We start from the raw sequence: 19130 nt of genomic DNA, 5'->3' as shown, positions 1-19130 counted from the left end.
CCTGACCCGCCCTCACCTGACCTGCCCGCTCCTCCCCTGCCCGCGCCGGGCCGTCGCCGGATCCGGGTCGGCGGCTGCCGGAGGGGGCGCGGGCCTGGGCGAGCGCGCCACGGCGGCGAGGTTGGCGACGGCGACCACCACCCCACCGGTGACCATCAGCACCCCCATCCCCGTCACGCCCGCCAGCGGCGCCGCGACGGCCAGCCCCACCGGCCGCGCCGCGAACGAGATGAGCTGGTCGAACGACCGCACCCGCCCCAACGCCCCCTCCGGGATCTCCTCGGCCACCACCGTCTCCCACAGCGGGCTGAGCACCCCGAGCCCCACCATGGCCACGAAGTACGCCACCGCGACCACCACGGCCGGCAGCCCGAACCCCACCGCCACCGGCAACGCCACCATCGGCAGCAGATAGAGCGCGGCCCCCGCCTGAACGGCGACCAGCGGCCTGCGCACCGGCAACCGCGGCGCGACCAGCACCCCAGCCAGCAGCCCGACCGTGCCGCTCTGCACGATGATCATCCAACCGGCCTCGCCTCCCAGCCGCTGCACGGCCGCCACCGGCCCGAGGGTGAGGAACAACCCGGCCATGAAGTGCCACACGCCGTGCGCCAGCACGCAGGCCAGGAACCACGGCCGCCGCCTGACCTCCCCGAACCCCTCGACCAGCTCCCGTCCGAACCCGATCCCCCATCGCCGCCGCCCGGCCTCCTCGCCGGAGACCGCCTTCCCCTCCCGCACGACCGCCTTCCGCTCCTGCACGACCCCCGTCCCGTCCGCGCGCCCGGGGCTCTCGTCCGCCGGGTCCTGGCCCGTGGCCGCCGTACGGACTCCGCCCAGGGTCAGCGCCGAGCACGCGAACAACGTCGCCGTGACCCCCGCGGCCCACCCTGGCCCGACGGCCAGCGTGAGCGTCCCCGCGAGCGCCGGTCCCAGGACGGCCGACACGCTGGTCACCACCCCGATCCGGGCGTTCACCCGCAACCGGTCCGGCCCCGGCACCACCGCCACCACCAGCCGCGGCACGGCAGGACTCCCGAACGCGATCGCAGCCCCCGAGACCGCCGACAACACGGCGAGATCCGGAACCCGGGACACCCCGGCCAGCAGCTCGACCGCCATGAGCCCCTGCGCCAGGCAGCGCGTGAGGTCGGCGAGCAGCACGACCCGTCCGGGCCGGACGCGGTCGGCCAGCACGCCGCCGACCGGCAGCAGCAACAGCAACGGCACCATCTCGCAGGCCAGCACCAGCCCCAGCGCCTCCCCCGAGCCCGTGGCGCGCAGCACGGCCAGGGTCAGCGTGGTGGGGATCATGGCCGTGCCCAGCGCGGACATGCTGCGTCCTGCCAGCAGCCGGTTCCTGGGCCCGGCGAACAACGAAATCGACATGACCAGGAAGGTATTTCGTCAGCGAATGTTTCGTCAACAAATTACTTGGTAGCGTATGATCCTGTGCCGTGGAGGACTCCGTCGATCGTCATCTGGCCCGCTGGCGCGGCAAGGCGCCCTTCGACGAGCGGACGGAGGGCATCGTCACCCGCATGCAGTCGCTGGTGAAACACCTCGGCCACGCCAAGGCGGCCGCGCTGGCCCAGACCGGCGTCCAGGACTTCGAGTTCCAGACGCTCCACAGGCTCGCCGCCCACAACGGCACCGCCACCCCGACCGAACTGGCCGCCGAGCTGCTGCTCTCCCCCGCCGGCATGACCGGCCGTCTCGACACGCTGGAGAAGGCGGGTCTGGTACGCCGCGTCCGCAGCACCGAAGACCGCCGTCGCGTGGACGTCGAGCTCACGCCCAAGGGGCACGACCTCTGGATGGAGGCCATGGCCGTCCTGGCCGTGCTGGAGACGGCCATGGTGAACGCCCTCTCCCCCGACGACCAGGACACCCTGGACAAGCTGCTCAAACAGCTCCTGCTCTACGTGGAGACGAACCCCAATCAATTGCATTGAGACGGGCAGGCGTCCGGTGATACCCATGCTGGAATGACACTTCCGACCCCGGAGACCACATGGCCGTGACGGCGTTCCGCATAGAGGTTCCCGACGACGTGCTCGACGACCTGCGCTCCCGTCTCCGTAACGCCAGGTTCACCCGCTCGCTGGACCACCGTCCCTGGGAGGGCGGCACCGACCCCGCCTACCTGCGCGAACTGGTGACGTACTGGGCCGACGGGTTCGACTTCCGCGCCCAGGAGGCCCGCCTCAACGAGCTGGACCACCGCAAAGCCCCCGTCCAGGGACGAGACCTGCACTTCGTCCGGATCCCCGGCACCGGCCGCGCGCCGCTGCCCATCCTGCTCTGCCACGGCTGGCCCAGCAGCTTCCTGGAGATGCTTCCCCTGGCGGCACGCCTGGCCGACCCCGCCCGGTACGGCGGCGACCCCGCCGACTCCTTCGACGTCGTGATCCCGTCGATGCCCGGCTTCCTCTACTCCGACCTGCCGGACGAGCCCCTCACCCGGCCCGCGATGGCCCGCATGCTGCACCTGCTCATGACCGAGGTCCTGGGCCACGAGCGTTACGGGGCCTTCGGCGGCGACATCGGCGGCGCGGCCGTCGGCTGGCTCGGCGCCCTCTATCCGGAGCAGGTGACCGGGATCCACCTCATCCACCCGCCCGCTCCCGCGTCCCTGGACGTCCCGCCACTGACCCCCGACGAGCAGACCTTCCTGGACGCCGAGGCGGCCTACGACCAGCGCGACGGCGGCTACAGCGAGATCATGCTCACCCGTCCTGACACGATCGCCGCCGCCCTGCTGGACTCACCGGCCGGCCTGGCCGCGTGGATCGTGGACAAACTGCGCGCCTGGAGCGACTGCCACGGCGACCTGGAATCCCGGTTCGACCGCGACACCCTGCTCACCATGCTGACCCTCTACTGGGCCACCGGCTCGATCGGCACCTCGTTCAAGTCGTACTACGACTGGCCGAGCAACCCGCCCCGGCCGCCGATCACCGTGCCGTCGGCCGTCACCCTCAGCCACGAACCGTCGATGGCCGGCCTCCCCCGCAGCTTCGCCGAACGCGCCCTGACCGACCTGCGCCACTGGAACACCCCGCCCCGAGGCGGCCACTTCATGGCCCTGGAGGAACCAGCCCGGCTCGCAACCGACATCACCACGTTTTTCCGCCCCCTACGCCTCCCCTGAGGACCACCACCGCCGCTCCGCGGGCGCCCACTACCGGCCCACACACGACCGGCCACAACCACCGGCACGGCCCACTCCCCGCTACCGGCCCGCACCACCACCTGCACGGCACATTCCTCACGACCGGCCCGCACGACCCGCCACGACCACCCGCAAGGCACACTCCCCGCTACCGGCCCGCACCACCACCTGCGCGGCACGCTTCTGGCTAGCAGCCCACACGGCTGGCCACGATCACTTGCACAGCACGCTTCTCGCTACCGGCCTGTGCGGCTGGCGACGATCACCTGCACGGCATGCTCCAGGGCGTAGGCCGCGTCAGCTCCGCCGCCCTTGACCTGCTCGTCCGCAGTGGCCACCGCCTGGATCGCCCGGGACAGGCCCTCCGGCCCCCAGCCGTTCAGCTGGCGCTTGACCCGGTCGACCTTCCAGGGCGGCATCCCCACATGGGCGGCGAGCTGCCCCCCGCGCAGGTTGCGCGGGGCACTCCCCACCTTGGCCAGCGACCTCAGCCCACCGGCCAGCGCACTCACCAGCAGCACCGGGGCGACACCGGTGCCCAGAGCCCAGCGCAACTGCTCCAGCGCCTCGGCCAGACGCCCCTCGATCGCCGAGTCGGCCACGTTGAAGCCGGTGACCTCGGCCCGGCCCTTGTGATAGCGCGCCACAGCCGCCGCGCTGATCGTCTTGTCCTCGGTGTCGAACGCGAGCTGGCTGCACGCCGCCGCCAGCTCCCGCAGGTCGTTGCCCACCGCGTCGAGCAACGCCTGGGCCGCGTCCCCCGCGATGTTCCGCCCGGCCCGCTTGACCTCTCCCTTGACGAACTCCAGCCGCTCGCCGGCCTTGGTGACCTTGTTGATCGTCACCACCTTGGCCCCGGCCTTCTTCACCCCGTCGACCAGCGCCTTCCCCTTCACCCCACCCGGGTGCGCCAGCACGAGGACCGTGTCGTCGGACGGCTGCTTCGCGTACGTCACCACCTCGGTGATGACGTCCTTCGGCAGGTCCTGCGCCGAGCGGATGACGACCACCGAACGGTCGCCGAAGAGCGAGGGCGAGGTCAGCTGGGTCAGCTCGCCGGTGGCGACCTTTCCGCCGACGAGATCATGCACCTCGGCCCCCGGGTCGCCGGCCCGCGCCGCCGCGACGACAGCACCCACCGCCCGCTCGGCAAGCAGCTCCTCGTCGCCGAGGACCAGGGTGACAAGTGCTGGATCGGTTCCCGCCATGTCAGGCAGCATGCCATGCGGCACCGACAACCTGGTACTCGACGCCGAGACCCACCGGACCGACTTGCAGTTCGTGTTACGAACGATTATGGTTCGGAGCACGAACTGAGTTTCGGTTGGAGCCACGATGACGAGTCGTACAGTTGTGATGATCATTGGAGGCCACAGCGGCTTGGCGGACCCTCGGGCGTCGGCCGCCGAGGTCGCGATGCGCGTGGGGCCGTTCGCGCGGCCTCAAGTGGTCTGAGATGGATCACGTCCAGCTCGGCCGGAGCGGCCTGGCGGTGTCCCGGCCGGCCCTGGGCACGATGAACTTCGGGTCAGAGACGTCCGAACCGGACAGCCACGCGATCATGGATCGCGCACACAAGCACGGCGTCACCTTCTTCGACACCGCCGACGTCTATGCCGACGGCCGCACCGAGCAGATCGTCGGCCGCTGGTTCACCCGAGGGGACGGCAGGCGCGACAGGATCGTCCTGGCCACCAAGCTCCACCTCCCGACCGGGCGGTGGCCCAACGAGAGCCGCCTGTCCGCGCTGCACATCAGACGCGCGTGCGACGCCTCGCTCAGACGGCTGGGCACCGACCACATCGACAGGACTACGCCGTGGGAGGAGATCTGGGAGGGTTTCGGCGTCCTACGACAGCAGGGCAAGGTGCTCTACTTCGGCTCGTCCAACTTCGCCGGCTGGCACCTGGCGCAGGCCCCAGGAGGCGGCACGGGCGCGACACGCGCTCGGGCCTGTCGCCGAGCAGTCCATCTACAACCTGATGAACCGCTGGATGGAGCTGGAGGTGCTGCCCGCGGCGCGGCACTACGGGCTGGGCCTGATCCCGTGGTCGCCGCCGAACAGCGGCGTCCTCGGCAGCGTCCTGCGCAAGCGCGAGCAGGGCGGCGCCTCCCGCGGGGCCTCGGGCCGGTCGGCCGCCGTCCTCGCCCGTCACCAGGAGACGATCGAGGCGTACGAGCGGCTCTGCGCCGACCTCGGCGAGGACCCCGCGAACGTCGGGCCGGCCTGGCTGCTCGCCCAGGACGGAGTGACCGCGCCGATCGTCGGCCCCCGTACGGCCGCCCAGCTCGACGGCTCGCTCCGCGCCGCCGCGATCACCCTCGACGCAGACACCCTGGCCAGGCTGGACGAGTTGTTCCCGCCGCCCGGCCCCGACGGCCCCAAGCCCGCACCAGAAGCGTACGCCTGGTGACCTCTCCTTCTTTTCTCTGTGTGAAGTATGAAAGGCAATACTGTGTCCACTTCTGACGTGGTGTTCGGTTTCGGCGCGCATTCCGGTGTCGAGGACCTGCCCGAGCTGTTGCGCATGGTCCAGCAGGCCGACCGGGACGGGCTCGACCTCTTCTCGCTGTCCGACCACCCCTATCTCGGCGAGCGCCTGGACGCCTACGCCACGATCGGCTTCCTGCTGGGCGGCACGCGGCACATCGCCGGTCTGGCCAACGTCACCAACCTGCCGACCAGGCCCGCCCCCATGCTGGCCAGGACGGTGACGTCGTTGTCGGCGCTGTCGAACGGCCGCGTCGTGCTCGGCATGGGCGCGGGCGGGCTGTGGGACCGCATCGCCGACATGGGCGTGCCCCGGCAGACCCCCGGCGACGCCGTGGACGCCTTCGAGGAGGCGATCGTCCTGATCCGGAAGCTGTCGGGCGGCGGCGCACCGGTCACCCACGAAGGACGCCACTACCGCGTACGCGAAATCGAGCCCGCCCCCGTGGCCGCGCCCCCGGTGTGGACCGGGTCGAACGGCCCCAAATCCCTGGCCGCCACGGGAAGGGTCGCCGACGGCTGGATCCCCGGCCACGCGGCCGACTGGCGCAGCGACCGGTATCGCACCTCGCGGCCCATCATCGACGAGGCGGCCGCCGCGGTGGGCCGCGACCCGCGCGAGATCCGTACGATCTACAACTTCCCGGGACGCATCACCGACCGTCCGCTGCCCGCCACCCGCGACCACGACGGGCGCTGGATCGGCGGCTCCGTCAGGCAGTGGGTCGAGGAGCTGACCGAAGCGGTGCTGGAGCACGACGCCTCGGGCTTCGTCCTCTTCTCCGCCGGCCACGGCGCCACCGACCTCCCCACGCTGGCCCGCTGGGCCCAGGAGATCGTGCCGTCCGTCCGCGAGGCGGTCGCGAAGTAGCGCGACGGGTCGCCGTCCACATGGACACGCGGACGAGCCGAGAGCCGCATGACACGCCGACGAGCTGAGGGCCGGGCCGCGGCCGTGATCGTTAGCCCGACAGGCCGTGCAGTGCGGTGATGACGCCGCGGCCCACTGGGGTGGTGAAGTCACGCACCATACTCGTGACGAAGCCCGCCACGGACGTCACCGTGCCACCCGCCGTTTCGATCTGACGGAAGGCCGCGCTCTCCGTACGCTCCGACATGCCGCCGCTCGCGTCAACCAGCACGATCACCTCGTAGCCATCGGCCAGGGCGTCCAGCGCGGTGTGCAGAACGACGATCTCCGAGGTCACGCCACAGAGGGCCAGCGTTTTGCGACCCTCGGCGGCGATCGCCTCGCGCCATGCGTGGTCGTCCCAGCAGCACGGTCCGCCGCGCACGAAGGGGGACGCCTCGGGAAGTTCGGCGATGACGCCAGGCCCACCGGGTCGGGGGGCGACCGACACGGTGAAGGGGATGTTCAGAGCCTGCGCGACCGTGCCGAGCACACCGGCCGACCGTCTGATGACCTCGGGGCTGTTCGTGCTGCTCAGGGCCACGATGCTGTCCTGCAGGTCGGCGAAGACGATCTGCACGCCGCGATGATCGATCATTATTCTCACCTAAAATCGTTCACGAACTGAATGATATGACGACAGTAGCATGCCCCCCATGAACGATGCCAACCGAACCGTCCCTAAGCTTCCGACTCGGCGAGCTGGCTGGCGGGCTCGCGACGCCCTTCCCTGTCACCACGAAACCCATCAGGCCGCCATCGAACGACTCCCCACCTGGTCAGCCGTAGCTTTCGGACGTCTCGACCGAACACCTCGAACTCGTCCGGGCAGCATCGAACGGCTCCCCGCCCCAGCAGGCCGTCCCTTCCTGCTCGGACCTGCAGACGCCACGCCCTCCCCGAGAGCGTCCGCCGCAGGAAGCGCACCACCTGCGGCGACGGACGGTCACCCGCGATCCTGACGCTCTACAAACAGCGCAACGCTGCTGAGGAGTTGTGGAGCGGCCCGCAGGCCGGTGACTTGTCACGCCCGGCGGCGAGCCGATCTCCCGGCGCGAACGCCACGTCAACCAGACGACGGAGCCACGGCCCACCTTCCGGCTCGACAAGACGACCGACACCCGTCCGAACGGCCCGCGCCAGCGAGAAGCGCCAATGGCCCCAGCCCCCTCCGACCGGCCCGCCCGGAGAGACCAGGACGCCGCACGGGCTCCCCTGAAGGATGCGTGGGGAGTGGAGGTAGCTACGGCGGGCCAACACAGGCTGAGCTGTGGCACCGGTGCACAGCCTGTGCGGAGGTGACACCTCCGGCAAGCGCGTAGCTGACCAACGGCGTCGTGGCGGAAGACCAATCCGGCAACTCGCCATCACCCCCAGGGAATCGAACCCGCCCAGCAGCACCGCGACATCCCCGTCCCGAAGGTCAGCTCGTCACCATGCGCGGACAGCCACCACCCCGCAACCATCCCGTCCCAAAGGTCGCCTCGCCACCAGGCGTGAAGAAGCACCGCCTCGTGCCCCGCCACGAAGATCAGCTCGCCACCAGGCACGAACAGCGACCACTCCACAACCCGCCAACGTCCCCGTCCGCGAAGGTCACCTCGCCACCAGGCGTGAAGAGGCACCGCCTCGCGCCCCGCCAACGTCTCGAGAGTCAGCCCACCACCAGGCGCGAGAAGGTACCGCCCGTGCCCCGCCAACGTCCCGAAAGTCAGCTCGCCACCGGGCGCGAGAAGGCACTGCCTCGTGCCCCGCCCATAACCTGACGACGGTCCCCGCAGCCCCATCCTCATCCGGTCGGGCGGCTCACCGGTAGCGGTCTCCGCTTTCTTGCCTCCCGGTGCGCTTCGGCCCCGCTCGTCCTGGACCGGATCACTCACGGGCCACGGGGGACTACGGCCAGGCTGCCTTCGTGTTCGACGACTGCCAGGTCACCCGATCGATCGGTGCGGTAGATGGCGGTGCCGAGGCGGTGGAGGAGGGCGAGGGTCGATGTGGCCGGGTGGCCGTAGTCGTTGCCGGTGCCCACGCTGATCAGGGCGGCCCGTGCGCCCAGCGAGCCGAGGAAGGCCGGGGACTGACGATTCGAGCCGTGGTGCGGGGTCTTGAGGATGTCGGCGCGCAGGATGAGGTGGCGTGCGAGGTCGTCCTGCGCCTCGGTTTCCAGGTCTCCGGCGAGCAGGGCGGAACCGGCGCGCCAGCGTACGTGGATGACGATGCTGGAGTTGTTGATCACGCTGCCTTCGCCCTGCCCGTTCCCCCCGCCTGACGCCGCGTCAGGGGCGACGACGGTGAGCTCGGACGGGCCGAACCGCCATCGCGTGCCGGGTTCCGCGTTCCCCTCGGGAACCCGGTGTCGAGCCAGTACGGCCGAGATCCGCGCGCTGGACTGCACCGCCGTCGGCCGAGGGCTGACGATCACGGCTCCCACGCGTCGGTTCCTGAGGACGCCTGGCAGGCCGTCCACGTGGTCGGCGTGCGGATGGGTCAGGACGAGCAGGGGAACGTCCTCGACGCCGAGCCTGCGCAGGCATCGATCCATGACGACCGGGTCCGGGCCGGTGTCCACGACCACGCCTCGTCCAGGCCCGGCCGCCACCACCAGCCCGTCGCCCTGCCCCACGTCGCACATCACCATCAACCAACCCTTGGGCGGCCAAGCCCCTGTCAGCGGACGGATCACCAGTACGGCGACCAAAGCCGCTCCGGCCGTCAGCAGCGCCATCGTCCGCCAACGACGGTGTCTCAGCACCGGGATCGCGACCGCCACAGCGAGGGCGAGGAGCCCCAGACCAGGGAGGCCGCCCGGCCAGGGCAGGGTGGCGAGAGGGACGTTCACCGCCCAGCGAGCCACGGTGACGATCCAGCCCACCGCGTATCCGGCCGGGATGACCAGCATGCCGGCGGCGTCCGGCCAGATCGGGGCCACCAGGGCGGCGGCGAAACCGAGCAGGGTCGCGGGAGCAACGGCGGGGGCCACGAGCAGGTTGGCGGGCACCGCCACCAACGTCAACTGACCCGACATCAGCACCAGGACGGGCGTCACGGCCGCTTGCGCGGCAGCCGACACGGCCAGCGCCTCCGCCAGCCATCGCGGCAACCGGCACATCCTTGCGACGGCACGCCCTCGACCAGCCGACGCGTCTTCGGGGGACGAGGCCGCGCGGCAGTCGCCGCCCGCTTCGGATGCACTCGCCGCACGCCCTTGTTCGCTGGCGCGTTCCCCTTCCTTCACCGGTTTCCGGTCTGTCGTCGTGGGCGCTTCGGTGGCGTCGCGGTTGCTGCTCTCCCCCGGTGACGGAGGGGAGAGTTTGTCGCGCCAGCGTGGAGCGAGGAGAAGGATGCCGGCGGTGGCCGCGACCGAGAGGGCGAAGCCGTACGAACGCGCCAGTTCCGGCGCGAACAGGACCAGCAAGAGGACGGTTGCCGAGAGGGCCGCGAGGCCGTCCTTCGCCCGGCCGGTACCCAGGGCGAGGGCGGCGGCCAGGCCCATCAGCAGGGCACGCAGAACGCTCGGGGACGGCCTGGCCACCACGGTGAACGCGAGCATCGCGACAGCCGCGAAAACAGCTCTCAGCGGCAGGGAGAGGCCGACCAGGCGGGAGAGCGCCAGGGCGGCGCCTGCGACGATGGCGAGGTTTGCGCCGCTTACGGCGTTCAGGTGGCTCAGGCCCGCTTCCTTGAGGTCGGCGGCCACCTGAGGGTCGATGCGGGAGACGTCTCCGACGACCAGGCCGGGCAGCAGGCCGCGCTGGTCGGGCGGGAGAGGGTCGGAGGCTGTCCTGAGGCCGGTTCTGAGGGTGCCCGCCATGGTCTGCATGGACGAGGGCTGTGTCAGGACGCGGGGCTCGCCTCGTACCAGGAGGATGGCTGCCACCAGGTCGCCGGGCGTTGGTTGCGCCAGGCGGCCGGTGACCTGCAGGCGTTGGCTCGGCAGCAGGGCGCTCCAGGCGTTGCCACCGGCGAACACCGTGATGGGGACATCGACGGCTTGGCGTTCCGGTGCTGCGGATGACTGCGTCGGACCTCCGTCACTGCTTCCAGGGACGTCGGGACGGTTTCCCTCGGGTTGACCGGTGGTGGAGCTGCCTTTCTGCCACGCAGGCGACTCGATGATCTTGAGCGTGGCCGGTATCACGTAGCTGTCCCGGTTGAAGTGGCCGCTTCTGCGTGGCCTGCGCTTCGGATCGTCGGACAGGACGATCTCGGCGCTCACGTTCGCGTTCCTGGCGGCGAGCTCGGCCACCGGGCCGGTGGTCAGCGCCTGGACGCGGAAGGCGACAGACGCGGAGGCCGCCGCCGCGCAGATAAGTGTCGCGAGCACGACATTCCGCAAGGCACCCCAAAGGGGCGACGTCCGCCCGGAGGAAACCCGTCCTGAGGAAGAGGGCGACGAACGTAGCGAACGGTGGCGGCTGAACGGCAGGTGCAGTGGAAAGGCAGACAGGACCGGTCTGAACGACGCAGGCAGGAACCTGCTGATCAGTGGACAGATGAGGGGCAAGCGGGTGAACGGCGAGCGGGTGCGCCAGGCCAGGACGCCTGCGGCAAGGGCGATGATCGCGGCGGTCGTCATGCCCGCAGTGGGCGGCTGACCAAGCATGATCAGGGCGCTTGCCCAGGCGGACAGCGCTGGGAGGACCAGTGTCCAGGAGCGCTTGTGCTCACCGTCGTCTGCGACGGCGGGGCGCAGAGAGTCGGTGGGGGCGGCACAAAGAGCATCGGCGGTGGTGACTGAGCGCAGAGGATCGGTCGTAGCTGGGCGCATGGAGATGGCAGAACGGCCGGGGGGCGAGGGGTCGTTGGAGGGCGGCATGTCAGACGCGGACCTTCGGCTTGATTTCTTCATACTTTCTCGGGCCGATGCCGCTCACCTCGCGGAGCTGGTCCACGCTGGTGAAGCCGCCGTGGGTGGTGCGGAACTCGGCGATCCTGGCGGCCAGCACCTCTCCCACTCCCGGGAGTTCTTCGAGTTGGTCGGGGGTGGCGGCGTTGAGGTCGAGGATGGCCGGGGCGGGGTCCGAGCCGGGATATCCGGGAGGTACGGCGGCGACGACCGGAGAGGGGGCACCGACGATGATCTGCTCTCCGTCGATCAGGCGTCGGGCCAGGTTGAGGGGGCCCGTTGAGGCGCCGTGTTTGAGCCCGCCCGCCGCCGTCACCGCGTCCGTCACACGAGAGCCCTGCGGGAGCAGGTAGACGCCCGGCTTACGGACTTTGCCCGCTACCTGAACGGTCACCTTGGCGGCGGTGGGTGACGGGGACAGAGGGGTCGTCGCGGGTGGTGGCGGGAGGGGCTCAGGGGTGGGCTGGGAGCGCCAGACGAAGAAGACGGCGACCGCGACGGCCAGGGCACCGACGGCCACGAGCACACGCAGGCCGGGCTTGCTGAGGTCGATGGTGGCGGAGGGTTGGGCCGAGGTGATGGCGTCGCGGAACGCTTGGAAGGTCGGGGGCATGGGAGCGGGGCTGCCTGTGAGCCGCCGAGGGCTGTGTGGGGGCGGCACCGTGGCGGCCTGAGGCTCGATCCCCCGCCCGCTCCGACGCCCGGCTCCGGGGACGCTCTCCTCCGGCTCATCCAGCTGCTCTGCTTGGTGCAACCCCGGAGCACCCAGCACTGGGGGCCCGGACGCAGGGGCCCCCAGCCAAGGAGACCCGGACGCAGGAGACGCGGTCACGGAAGAAACGGCCGCGGAAGAGGAGGCCGCGGAAGAGGAGGCCGTGGAAGAGGAGGCCGTGGAAGAAGCGGATGCGGAAAAAGTAGGCGCAGGAGGGGGTGGGGGTGCGTTGAGTCGGGAGGCCGGGAGGTTCTGGGCCTCGTCGCCGTAAGGATGTCTGGTGCGTCGTCCCGGACGTGACCTCCGGGCAGGGCTCGTGATCGACCGGAGCCTGGATTCGGCTATGGTCCGCTCTGCCGTCGGGTCCTGAGATCGCACGCCGACGACCCTAGGGATGCCACCCCCACCCCCGACCCACCGAACCGAGTTCTGGGGAAAACGACCTCAACAGACGAAAGGGCTGTGGAAAACACTGCCCCGACCAGAGAAAAGCCGTCAAAAAAGACAAGCCCGGTCACCCCTCGTACGCCGTGACCGTCACCCCCAGCATCCCCGGCCCCACATGAGCCCCGATCACCGCCCCCACCTCCACCACCCGCACCTCACGAACCCCCTCCACCCGCTTGGTCAACCGCTCCCCCAACGCCTCGGCCCGCCCCCAAGCCCCCATGTGCTGCACCGCCACCCCGGCCCCGCCCAGCTCCGTGGCCGCCTCCACCGCCAGGTCCTCCAGCCGCGCGATCGCCCGCCCCGACGTCCGCACCTTCTCCAGCAGGGAGATGCGCCCGTCCACGATGTGCAGCAGCGGTTTGATCATCAGGGCCGACCCGAACAACGACGTGGCGGCGCCGATGCGGCCGCTGCGTCTCAGGTACTCCAGGGTGTCCACGTAGAAGAAGGTCCGGGTGACGGCGGCGGTGCGGCGGGCGGCCTCGGCCACGTCGTCCAAGGAGGCTCCGGCGGCGGCCGAGCGCGCCGCCGCCAGCACGGGATAGCCCAGGCCCATCGCGATGGACCGGCTGTCGATCACCTCCACCGGCACCGGCACGTCCCTGGCCGCCGCGAGGGCGGACTCGACGGTGCCGGACAGTTCGCCGGACAGGTGGATGGAGACCACGCCCGTCGCTCCGGCGGCGGCCAGCTCGTCGTAGCAGGCCGCGAAGCGGGCGGGCGACGGACGCGAGGTGGTGGCGGTGGCCAGGTCGCCGGTGAAGGCGTCCTCGTCGCGCGGGAGGCCGCGGGCGACCACTTGTACCGGCACCACCGTCACACCGGGCACGGCGGGCAGGTAAGCGGTGGAATCGGTGACAACGGCGACAGAGGGCGGCATATCCCGAGATTAGCCACCCGATCCCGGTCCGGGGTTACTGGACCGGCGTCCCGCCCCGCCACACCCGGCGCGGCTTGAGCCCGAAGGACCAGGCGAAGGCGCCTTCGTGGTCGGCGTCCCACTGGACGATGTCGGCCAGCCGCCCGGGAGCCAGCACCCCGCGGTCGGGCGCCCCGAGGACGGTCGCGCCGCCCAGCGTGGCCGCGCGCAGCGCGTCGTTGACGCTCATGCCGAACGCCGACACCGCCATGGCGATGACCAGCGACATCGACGTGATGCCGCAGTAGCCGGGGTTGTGGTCGCTGCCGAGGGCGATCTGCACGCCGTGCTTGATCATCTGGCGGACCGGCGGCACGTGGCCGCGCTGCAGCGCCGTGGCCGGGCAGACCACCGCGGGCACGCCGTAGCGGGACATGATCGCGATGTCCTCGTCGGACATGTGGTGCAGGCCGTCGGCGGAGGCGCAGCCCAGCTCGGCGGCCAGCTGCACGGCGCCGCGCCGGCTGAACAGGCCGGCGTGGATGCGCGGGAGCAGCCCCACGTTGCGGCCCGAGGCGAGGACCCAGCGGGACTCCTCGGTGGTGAAGTGGCCCTCGTCGCAGTAGACGTCGACGCTGTCGGCGCCCGCCGCGGCCGCGTCGGCGCACCAGGCGCCCACGGCCTCGACGTATTCGCGCTGGCGGCCGAAGTACTCGGGAGGCACGACGTGCGCCGCGAGGAAGGTGACGTGCACCCGCGGCATCATCGGCTCCTTCTCCAGCTCGCGCAGGAGCCGCACGTCGGCCAGCTCGCCGTCGCGGGTGAGGTGGTAGCCGGTCTTGGCCTCGACGGTGGTGGTGCCGCTGAGCAGCCAGCTCCGCAGCCGCTCGCGCACGCCGTTGCACAACGTCCAGGGGTCGGTGCCGCGCGTCACGGTGACGGTGGAGCCGACACCGCCGCCCGCCGCGGTGATCGAGGCCGCGCTGGAGCCGCCGGTGCGGATGGCCAGCTCGGCGTAGCGGTTGCCGGCGTAGACCGGATGCGTGTGGGCGTCGATGAGACCGGGCGTGACGAGCGCGCCGCCGAGGTTCTCCACGTGGTCGACGTCGACGATGTCGTCGACGACGCCGGGCACGCTCTGCGGGAGGTCGGGCGCCCGCCCGACCCAGGCGATGCGGTCGTTGTGCACGAGGATGGCCGCGTTGCTGAGGACCTCGTTACCCGTCCACAGGCGGCCGATGTTGGTCAAGAGCCGAACGGTCATCGCACCACCGCCCCCTGCAGGCGCAGCACCCAGCGCACGGCTTGTGCCGCGCCCACTGAGTCCGCTCCGGGTCCGGACGACATGGGGGGTCTCCTGCTCTCATCCGCGTGATGTTGTGCGGTGACCGTATCGCCGGAGACATGACCCGGCGATTTCAGTTCAGTTACGTTATTTCACAGCCGGGCTTGGTGTACAGGGTTATTCGGAAGAAAGACCACTCATCCCATCCGTCACCCAGCCACGCCTTGCCCCCCTGGCCCCCGCTGACGACTGCCGCGCTCAACGTCATCATCCGAAACCCAGAACCGAAACCAAAAAACCAGACCAACGTTAGGTCTGGCCATCCTAGCAACCCCAGGGTTCCGGGACCACTGCCCTATTTGGGCAGCTCTGCGCTACTTTGAGCGAGAGCTGCCCAGCCGTCCCGCTAAGAGACGCGTTCGACCGGCTTACCCACCCGCTCCAGCTCCTGGAACAGGCTCGGCAGCACGCGGGCGTGCAGGACGGTGCCGTCCTGGACGTGCTCGACGGAGAGCACCTCGCCCTCCTTGTGGGCCCGCGAGATCAGGTCGCCCCGGTCGTAGGGCACCAGCAGGTTGACCTCGTGGTCGAGGCGCGGCAGCCGCTCCTCGATGAGCCGCATGAGCTCGGGGACGCCCTTGCCGGTGCGCGCGGAGACCACGATGCTGTCGCGCTCGCGCCTGGCGATGCGGTCGAGCACCTCCTGGTCGGCCGCGTCGGCCTTGTTGATCACCACGACCTCGGGCACCTCGGAGGCGCCCTCGATGTCGGCGAACACCTCGCGGACGGCCGCGAGCTGACCCTCGGGGTCGGGGTGCGAGCCGTCGACGACGTGCAGGATCAGGTCGGCGTCGGCGACCTCCTCCAGCGTGGAACGGAACGCCTCGACGAGCTGGTGGGGCAGGTGGCGCACGAAGCCGACGGTGTCGGCGATCGTGAACAGCCGGCCCTCCGGCGTGCGGGCGCGGCGCACGGTCGGGTCGAGCGTGGCGAACAGCGCGTCCTCGACCAGCACGCCCGCACCGGTGATGCGGTTGAGCAGCGAGGACTTGCCCGCGTTGGTGTAGCCCGCGATGGCCACGGCCGGGACCTCGCGCCGCTGGCGCCGGTGGCGCATGGTCTCGCGCGAGGTGGACATGCCGCTGATCTGGCGGCGCAGCTTGGACATGCGCTCGCGGATGCGGCGCCGGTCGAGCTCGATCTTGGTCTCACCGGGGCCGCGGCCGCCGATGCCCACGCCGCCCGCGGCGCGACCGCCGACCTGGCGGGACAGGTTGCCGCCCCAGCCTCGCAGGCGCGGCAGCAGGTACTGCAGCTGCGCCAGCTCGACCTGGGCCTTGCCCTCACGGCTCTTGGCGTGCTGGGCGAAGATGTCGAGGATCAGCGCCGTACGGTCGATGACCTTGACCTTGACCGTCTCCTCGAGCTGGCGGAGCTGGCCGGGGGTCAGCTCGCCGTCGCAGATCACGGTGTCGGCGCCGGTCGACTCGACCACGTCGCGCAGCTCCAGGGCCTTGCCCGAGCCGATGTAGGTGGCCGGGTCGGGCTTCTGGCGCCGCTGGATGAGGCCTTCGAGCACCTCGGACCCGGCGGTCTCGGCCAGGAGCTTGAGCTCCAGCAGGGAGTTCTCGGCGTCTTCGGCGGTTCCGGAGGTCCAGACGCCGACGAGGACGACCCGCTCGAGCCGCAGCTGCCGGTACTCGACCTCGGAGACATCCTGGAGTTCGGTGGAGAGGCCCGCCACGCGGCGCAGCGCCTGGCGCTCCTCGAGGTCCATGTCGCCGGTCTCGAACTCGTCGAGCGCGGTGTATTCGTGCATTCGTGTCATCTCTATGAGGGAACGTCTGGACACCTCGGTGTCTTCCCACGATGGTGGCACGACATCCCCGGCGTCATCACCTGGTTATCCCGCCGAGAGCGTCACGTCACCGGAACCGGCGGTCAGCGAGATCTTGCGGGGGGAGCTCGGGTCGGACTTGATCGAGACGGCGGCGTCGCCGGAGCCCACGTCGGTCTTGATGTCGTAGGCCCCCGTGGGCACCTTCAGGACGACGTCGCCCGAGCCGGCCTCCAGCTCCGCGCTGTCCGGCGCGGTGGCGTACTTGAGCTCGACGTTGCCCGACCCGGCCTGGACGTACACCTTCTTGCCGGTCATGCCGGAGCCTTCGAGGTCGCCTGAGTCGAGTTTCGCGTCGAGCTGACCGCTCAGCGCCCGCAAGGTGATGTCACCCGAGTCGCTGTCGAGGTCGACGGCCAGCCCCTTGGGGATCTCGATCTTGTAGTCGACGCTGCAGCTCCCCCAGTTGGACGGGCAGTCGTACGTCACGAAGAGCGCCTGGCCCTCGACCTTGTGCTGCGGCTTGGGCTTGTCGTCGCCCCGCCAGCGCAACGTCTCGACCACCCGGACGGCGGTGCCGTCGGTCTCGGTGATCACCGTGTCGCCCGCGTCGCTCTTGACCTGCAGCTTGGAAACCTTGTCCGTCACCTGGTAGGACACGGTGTCCTGGTTCGTGGAACCGCCGAAGCTCTCGACCCGGCAACCCGTCAGCACCAGCGCGGCGGCCAGCAGCCCGCCCGCCACAGCAATCGTCTTCATGCCCCCGATCCTTTCGCGGGCATGACCCCCTCCGCATCGGGGATGCCCCCGAAGACGTCCCAGGGGTACCCCAGCCTTTGACCCGGGAACCCTGGGCGGAGTAGCTTCACTTCCACAATCCAGAATCAGTTTTCCACTCTACGGAAAAGAGGGGGACATGGAGATCACCGGCCCGATGCTCGAACGGTTCGACGAGATCCTCACGCCGGAGGCGCTCGGCTTCGTGGCGGCTCTCCAGCGGGAGTTCGGCGCCAAGCGGCTGGAGCTGCTCGAAGCCCGTCAGGCCCGTCAGGCGGAGCTGTCGGCCGGCGGGACGCTCGACTTCCTGCCGGAGACCAAGGAGGTCAGGGAGGGCGACTGGCAGGTCGCGCCGCCGGCCCCGGGCCTGGAGGACCGCCGCGTCGAGATCACCGGGCCGGTCGACAGGAAGATGACCATCAACGCGCTCAACTCCGGCGCCAAGGTGTGGCTGGCCGACTTCGAGGACGCCAACTCGCCCCTGTGGGAGAACTGCGTGTCCGGGCAGCTCAACCTGCGCGAGGCGCTCGACCGGGCGATCGACTTCGAGACCGGCGGCAAGACGTACGCGCTGCGGCCCGACGACGAGCTGGCCACGATCGTGGTGCGCCCGCGCGGCTGGCACCTGGACGAGAAGCACGCCCAGGTGGACGGGCGGCCGGTGTCGGCGTCGCTGTTCGACTTCGGGCTCTACTTCTTCCACTGCGCGCAGCGCCAGCTCGACAAGGGCAAGGGCCCCTACTTCTACCTGCCGAAGATGGAGTCGCACCTGGAGGCGCGGCTCTGGAACGACGTGTTCACCCGGGCCCAGGAGCTCCTGGGCATCCCGTACGGCACCATCAGGGCGACCGTGCTGATCGAGACCTATCCGGCGGCGTTCGAGATGGAGGAGATCCTCCACGAGCTGCGCGACCACTCGGCCGGGCTCAACGCGGGCCGCTGGGACTACCTGTTCAGCGTGATCAAGAAGTTCCGCACGCGGGGCCGGGAGTTCCTGCTGCCCGAGCGGAACGCGGTGACGATGACCGCGCCGTTCATGCGGGCCTACACCGAGCTGCTGGTGCGCACGTGTCACAAGCGAGGCGCGCACGCCATCGGCGGGATGGCGGCGTTCATCCCCTCCCGGCGCGACCCCGAGGTCAACGCGGTGGCGCTGGAGAAGGTGCGGGCGGACAAGACGCGCGAGTCGGGCGACGGGTTCGACGGCTCCTGGGTGGCCCACCCCGACCTCGTGCCGGTGTGCCGCGAGGTGTTCGACGGCGTCCTGGGGGCGCGGCCCAACCAGCTCGACCGGCTGCGCGAGGACGTCCGCGTCTCGGCCGCCGACCTGCTGTCGGTCTCCGAGACGCCCGGCGAGATCACCGAGACGGGCCTGCGCAACAACGTCGACGTTGCCCTGCGCTACCTGGCCGCCTGGATGGGCGGACTGGGCGCGGTCGCGATCCACAACCTCATGGAGGACGCCGCGACGGCCGAGATCTCCCGTTCGCAGATCTGGCAGTGGATCCACAACGACATCACGCTGGCCGACACCGGTGAGCAGGTGACCAAGGAGCTGGTCGAGCGGATCATCGCCGAGGAGCTGGCCCGCATCTCGGCCGAGCCGGGCTACGACGAGCGGCTGTTCGGGCAGGCGACGGCGCTGTTCAAGCAGGTGGCGCTGGACGACGACTTCGCCGAGTTCCTGACGCTGCCGGCGTACGCCCAAATGCCGTAGATGTTGAAATTTCTGCTTATGTCCGGCGCGCCAGCGCCGGACATAAGCGGACCCCCCGAAACCCACCCCAA

General features: G+C 70.5%; 14 protein-coding genes and 1 pseudogene. 6 read left to right on the top strand and 9 right to left on the bottom strand.

Annotation, left to right across the window (positions count from 1 at the left end; all coding sequences use genetic code 11):
- Nucleotides 1–12 precede the first annotated feature (12 nt).
- Nucleotides 13–1389, bottom strand: coding sequence for an MFS transporter (locus tag ACIBQ8_RS13835; RefSeq protein WP_397192069.1), 1377 nt, complete (start codon nt 1387–1389; stop codon nt 13–15).
- A 68-nt stretch (nt 1390–1457) separates the two neighbouring features.
- Between ACIBQ8_RS13835 and ACIBQ8_RS13830 the strand changes: the two genes are divergently transcribed.
- Both ACIBQ8_RS13830 and ACIBQ8_RS13825 read left to right on the top strand, forming a co-directional pair.
- Nucleotides 1458–1955, top strand: a complete 498-nt coding sequence (locus ACIBQ8_RS13830) for a MarR family winged helix-turn-helix transcriptional regulator (protein ID WP_397175536.1) — start codon at nt 1458–1460, stop codon at nt 1953–1955.
- Between the two features lie 59 nt (nt 1956–2014).
- Nucleotides 2015–3154: an epoxide hydrolase family protein gene (locus tag ACIBQ8_RS13825; RefSeq protein ID WP_397192068.1), complete on the top strand. Its 1140-nt coding sequence runs from the start codon at nt 2015–2017 to the stop codon at nt 3152–3154.
- Nucleotides 3155–3411: 257 nt separating this feature from the next.
- On the opposite strand, the gene holA is transcribed toward ACIBQ8_RS13825, so the two are convergent.
- Nucleotides 3412–4383, bottom strand: coding sequence for a DNA polymerase III subunit delta (holA, locus tag ACIBQ8_RS13820; protein ID WP_397175533.1), 972 nt, complete (start codon nt 4381–4383; stop codon nt 3412–3414).
- A 248-nt stretch (nt 4384–4631) separates the two neighbouring features.
- Here holA and ACIBQ8_RS13815 point away from each other — a divergent pair.
- The 3 genes and pseudogenes from ACIBQ8_RS13815 to ACIBQ8_RS13805 all read left to right on the top strand — a co-directional run.
- Nucleotides 4632–5033: pseudogene (locus tag ACIBQ8_RS13815) on the top strand (aldo/keto reductase); the annotation flags it as partial.
- Nucleotides 5034–5157: 124 nt separating this feature from the next.
- On the top strand, nt 5158–5589 hold the full coding sequence (locus ACIBQ8_RS13810; RefSeq protein WP_397192067.1) for an aldo/keto reductase: 432 nt from the start codon (nt 5158–5160) through the stop codon (nt 5587–5589).
- A 42-nt stretch (nt 5590–5631) separates the two neighbouring features.
- On the top strand, nt 5632–6537 hold the full coding sequence (locus ACIBQ8_RS13805; protein WP_397192066.1) for an LLM class flavin-dependent oxidoreductase: 906 nt from the start codon (nt 5632–5634) through the stop codon (nt 6535–6537).
- 91 nt (nt 6538–6628) lie between these two features.
- Here ACIBQ8_RS13805 and ACIBQ8_RS13800 read toward each other — a convergent pair whose 3' ends face one another.
- From ACIBQ8_RS13800 to ACIBQ8_RS13770, 7 genes are all read right to left on the bottom strand, one after another.
- Entirely contained in the window at nt 6629–7174 is a 546-nt protein-coding gene (locus ACIBQ8_RS13800) for an isochorismatase family protein (RefSeq protein ID WP_397192065.1), read from the bottom strand.
- Between the two features lie 1278 nt (nt 7175–8452).
- On the bottom strand, nt 8453–11152 hold the full coding sequence (locus ACIBQ8_RS13795) for a ComEC/Rec2 family competence protein (protein ID WP_397192064.1): 2700 nt from the start codon (nt 11150–11152) through the stop codon (nt 8453–8455).
- A 241-nt stretch (nt 11153–11393) separates the two neighbouring features.
- The gene (locus tag ACIBQ8_RS13790; protein WP_397192063.1) at nt 11394–12035 is read right to left on the bottom strand and encodes a helix-hairpin-helix domain-containing protein; all 642 of its coding nucleotides are present in this window, start codon (nt 12033–12035) and stop codon (nt 11394–11396) included.
- Nucleotides 12036–12648: 613 nt separating this feature from the next.
- The gene (locus ACIBQ8_RS13785) at nt 12649–13464 is read right to left on the bottom strand and encodes a DegV family protein (RefSeq protein ID WP_397192062.1); all 816 of its coding nucleotides are present in this window, start codon (nt 13462–13464) and stop codon (nt 12649–12651) included.
- Nucleotides 13465–13498: 34 nt separating this feature from the next.
- Nucleotides 13499–14707, bottom strand: coding sequence for an imidazolonepropionase (gene hutI, locus ACIBQ8_RS13780; RefSeq protein ID WP_125633626.1), 1209 nt, complete (start codon nt 14705–14707; stop codon nt 13499–13501).
- Nucleotides 14708–15134: 427 nt separating this feature from the next.
- On the bottom strand, nt 15135–16547 hold the full coding sequence (gene hflX / locus ACIBQ8_RS13775; RefSeq protein WP_397176057.1) for a GTPase HflX: 1413 nt from the start codon (nt 16545–16547) through the stop codon (nt 15135–15137).
- An 84-nt stretch (nt 16548–16631) separates the two neighbouring features.
- Nucleotides 16632–17324 (bottom strand): DUF4097 family beta strand repeat-containing protein, encoded by a 693-nt coding sequence (locus ACIBQ8_RS13770; protein ID WP_397175521.1) that lies wholly within the window; start codon nt 17322–17324, stop codon nt 16632–16634.
- A 157-nt stretch (nt 17325–17481) separates the two neighbouring features.
- On the opposite strand from ACIBQ8_RS13770, the gene aceB reads away from it, so the two are divergent.
- Nucleotides 17482–19059 (top strand): malate synthase A, encoded by a 1578-nt coding sequence (gene aceB / locus ACIBQ8_RS13765; RefSeq protein WP_397192061.1) that lies wholly within the window; start codon nt 17482–17484, stop codon nt 19057–19059.
- The last annotated feature ends 71 nt before the right edge of the window (nt 19060–19130 follow it).

Origin of the sequence: Nonomuraea sp. NPDC049646 (assembly GCF_044465525.1) — a bacterium.
Taxonomy (GTDB): Bacteria; Actinomycetota; Actinomycetes; order Streptosporangiales; family Streptosporangiaceae; genus Nonomuraea.
Note: the sequence above shows the minus strand (reverse complement) of the source record. Positions and strands in the feature narration are given on the sequence as shown.

Coding starts and splice junctions, on each gene's coding strand:
- aceB (WP_397192061.1), top strand. CDS start 17,482: ATGGAGATCACCGGCCCGATGCTCGAACGGTTCGACGAGATCCTCACG.
- ACIBQ8_RS13785 (WP_397192062.1), bottom strand. CDS start 13,464: ATGCCGCCCTCTGTCGCCGTTGTCACCGATTCCACCGCTTACCTGCCC.
- ACIBQ8_RS13770 (WP_397175521.1), bottom strand. CDS start 17,324: ATGAAGACGATTGCTGTGGCGGGCGGGCTGCTGGCCGCCGCGCTGGTG.
- hutI (WP_125633626.1), bottom strand. CDS start 14,707: ATGACCGTTCGGCTCTTGACCAACATCGGCCGCCTGTGGACGGGTAAC.
- ACIBQ8_RS13800 (WP_397192065.1), bottom strand. CDS start 7,174: ATGATCGATCATCGCGGCGTGCAGATCGTCTTCGCCGACCTGCAGGAC.
- holA (WP_397175533.1), bottom strand. CDS start 4,383: ATGGCGGGAACCGATCCAGCACTTGTCACCCTGGTCCTCGGCGACGAG.
- ACIBQ8_RS13795 (WP_397192064.1), bottom strand. CDS start 11,152: ATGACGACCGCCGCGATCATCGCCCTTGCCGCAGGCGTCCTGGCCTGG.
- hflX (WP_397176057.1), bottom strand. CDS start 16,547: ATGCACGAATACACCGCGCTCGACGAGTTCGAGACCGGCGACATGGAC.
- ACIBQ8_RS13810 (WP_397192067.1), top strand. CDS start 5,158: ATGAACCGCTGGATGGAGCTGGAGGTGCTGCCCGCGGCGCGGCACTAC.
- ACIBQ8_RS13825 (WP_397192068.1), top strand. CDS start 2,015: ATGGCCGTGACGGCGTTCCGCATAGAGGTTCCCGACGACGTGCTCGAC.
- ACIBQ8_RS13835 (WP_397192069.1), bottom strand. CDS start 1,389: ATGTCGATTTCGTTGTTCGCCGGGCCCAGGAACCGGCTGCTGGCAGGA.
- ACIBQ8_RS13790 (WP_397192063.1), bottom strand. CDS start 12,035: ATGCCCCCGACCTTCCAAGCGTTCCGCGACGCCATCACCTCGGCCCAA.